The sequence below is a fragment of the Dactylosporangium salmoneum genome, from assembly GCF_039532525.1.
In the GTDB taxonomy this organism is placed as follows: domain Bacteria; phylum Actinomycetota; class Actinomycetes; order Mycobacteriales; family Micromonosporaceae; genus Dactylosporangium; species Dactylosporangium salmoneum.
Genome location: NZ_BAAARV010000040.1, coordinates 150,888 through 153,390, shown reverse-complemented (window position 1 = coordinate 153,390; position 2,503 = coordinate 150,888). Strand labels below are relative to the sequence as shown.

Here is a 2,503-nt window from a genome sequence, read left to right as displayed (position 1 = left end):
GGCGCGCCGCTGCGCCCGGCCGCGCCGGCCCCGCTCACCCTGACCGGCACCGAGCTGCGGCGGCGGGCCGGCGGCGCCGGTTCGCGGGTGCGGGTGCTGCTCGCCGTGGAGGGCACCGGCGAGCAGGAGACCGCCGAGTTCGGGCCGCTCACCGGGGAGGTCGCCGACCACACCGCCGTCGCGCCCGCGTGCGCGCGCGGCTGCCGGGTCGAGGCCGTCGAGGCCGACCACGGGCCGGTCGAGCTGCGCGAGCTCGCCGCCGGGGGCGCGGTCGCGGTCCCCGGCGCGGTGTTCGCCGACCCGGCCCGCTGGCGCACCACGATCGGGCAGGCGGCCGCCGGGGTCCAGGTCGGGCAGGGCGACGCGGCGCTGCGGCTGACCGACGCGTCCCCGCGGACGCGGCCCGTCGACAACCGCGTCTACGCCCTGGACACCCCGGTGCCGCTGCCCGCCCTCGTGGCCGGGCAGCTCGTCGACGCCGACCGCCACGACCAGCCCGCGACGACCGTGTTCGGGGTTTCGGTACCGCTGGAGCTCCACCCGGCGCCACTGGTGCCCCGCGCCGGGGCGCAGGGCGTGCTCGTCGACCTGGAATATGCGGCCCGCATCGCCGGTGCCGCCGCGGGCGCGGTGGCCGGGGCCGAGCACGCGGAGGTGTGGCTCGCCCACGACGCCGACCCGGCCGTCGTGGACCGCCTCCGCGCGGCCGGCCTGAACGTCACCGGCGGCGACACGGCTTCCGCGGCGACGCGGCGGGCCGACCGGCTGGCCCCCGCCGTGACGCTCCTGGGGGACCTTTCCGGTGCCGCGGTGGTACTGCTGATAGCCGCCGTCGCCGCATTCGTCGTCGCCGCCGTGGACCGCCGCGACCGCGACGCCGAGATGGCGGCGCTGCGCCGCCAAGGTGTCCCGCTGTCCGCCGTCCGCCGCGTGGAGCGCCGCGCCGCCGTCGCGCCCGTCGTGGTGGCCGTCGCCGTGGGGCTGCTCGCCGCCGTGCTCCTGCGCGCGCTGGCCCCGCCGCCGATCCGCGCCTTCACCGATCCGTGGCCGGTCGCCCCCGCGCCGATCCAGCCCCTGGCCCTCGCGGTCGCCGGTGCCCTGGCGCTGCTGGTCTTCGCCGCCGTCGCCCTGGCCCACCCGGGACGGCGCCGATGACCGCCCTCGTGCTGGGCATGCTGCGCTCGCGCTGGGCGCGGGCGCTCGTCGTCGCCGTGCTCACCGCGCTGGCCACGGTCGCCGCCGTGGCCGCGCCCGTGTACCTCGACCGCACCGACCGCCGCATCGTCGAGACCGAGCTCGCCGGGGCCGCGCCGGGCGAGCGCGACGTCGCCGTCAGCGGCACCATCGAGGCCAACGGCGACGGCTCCATCCCGGTCACGTTCGAGCGCCTCGCCGGCAGCTGGGTGGACGCACCCGGCTACACGACCGTCTTCAGCGACCAGTTCGCCGTCCAGCCGGACGACCTCGAGATGGCCACCGCCGAGCAGCTCAGCCGGGTGGTGTACCGCGAGGACCTGTGCGCCCACGTCGTCGTCGTGGCCGGCCGCTGCCTCATGGGCACCGGCGACGCCGTGCTCAGCGTGAGCGCCGCCCGCCATCTCGGCCTGCAGCCGGGCGCGGCCCTGTCCCTCGCGGGCGCGCAGTACGACACCATCTCCAACCGCTACCTGCGGGCCGGCCCGGGCGCGCCGCTGACCGTCGTCGGGATCGTCCGGGCGCGGGACGGCACGGAGCCGTACTGGGGCAAGGGCGGCGCGCTGTCCGACGTCGGCAGCCCCGCGTTCTGGGCCGACCGGCGCACGCTCGCCACCTTCATCCGCCCGGCCGACCTGCAGACCTTCGACGCCTATCCGCGGCCCGGCGCGATCGGCGTGGCCCACCTCGGCGAGCTGCGCGACTGGCTCGTCGCCGCCGAGGCCCGCAGCGGCGGCACCGGCCAGGTCAGCACCGACCTCGGCGAGCTGCTCGACCGCATCGACACCCGCCGCGCGGACGTGCGGCGCGTCGTGCCGTTCGCCGTCGCCCCGGTGCTCGTGCTCGCCTGGGCCGTCATCGTCCTCGCGGTGGTCGCCGCGACCCGGGCCCGCCGCTACGAGCACGGCATCATCGCGCTGCGCGGCGTTGCCCGCCCCGGCCGGTGGTGGCTGGCCGTCGGCGAGACGCTCGTGCCGATGCTGGCCGGGGCGCTCGCCGGGTTCAGCGCGGCGGGCGGGTGGAGCACGCCGGGCGCCCAGCTGTACGCCGCCGTGGCCGTCCTCGGCGCGGTGCTCGCCGGGGTGGTCGCGGCCATCGCCACGATCTCCGCACCCGTGTCGGCCCTCCTGCGCCGGGTCGACGTCCGCGCCGGACGCTGGGGCGGCCGGCTCGCGGTGATCGCCGCCGTCGCCGCGGGGGCGGCCACCGTGCAGGTGCGCGGCTCCGGCGGGGGCGTGGCCGGTCTCGCACCCGCGCTCGCCCTGCTGGCCGCCGCGCTGCTGGCCGTGCTCCCCGGCCCGCCGCTGGC

Annotated in this window: 1 protein-coding gene and 1 pseudogene; both read left to right on the top strand. The window is 79.1% G+C overall.

Annotated features, from left to right (window positions below; genetic code table 11):
* Nucleotides 1-1,155, top strand: a 1,155-nt coding sequence (locus tag ABD352_RS25785; protein ID WP_425553636.1) for an FtsX-like permease family protein, incomplete at its 5' end; no start/stop codon positions are given.
* A pseudogene (locus ABD352_RS25780) lies at nucleotides 1,152-2,503 on the top strand (hypothetical protein); the annotation flags it as partial. The gene ABD352_RS25785 and the pseudogene ABD352_RS25780, both read left to right, overlap by 4 nt.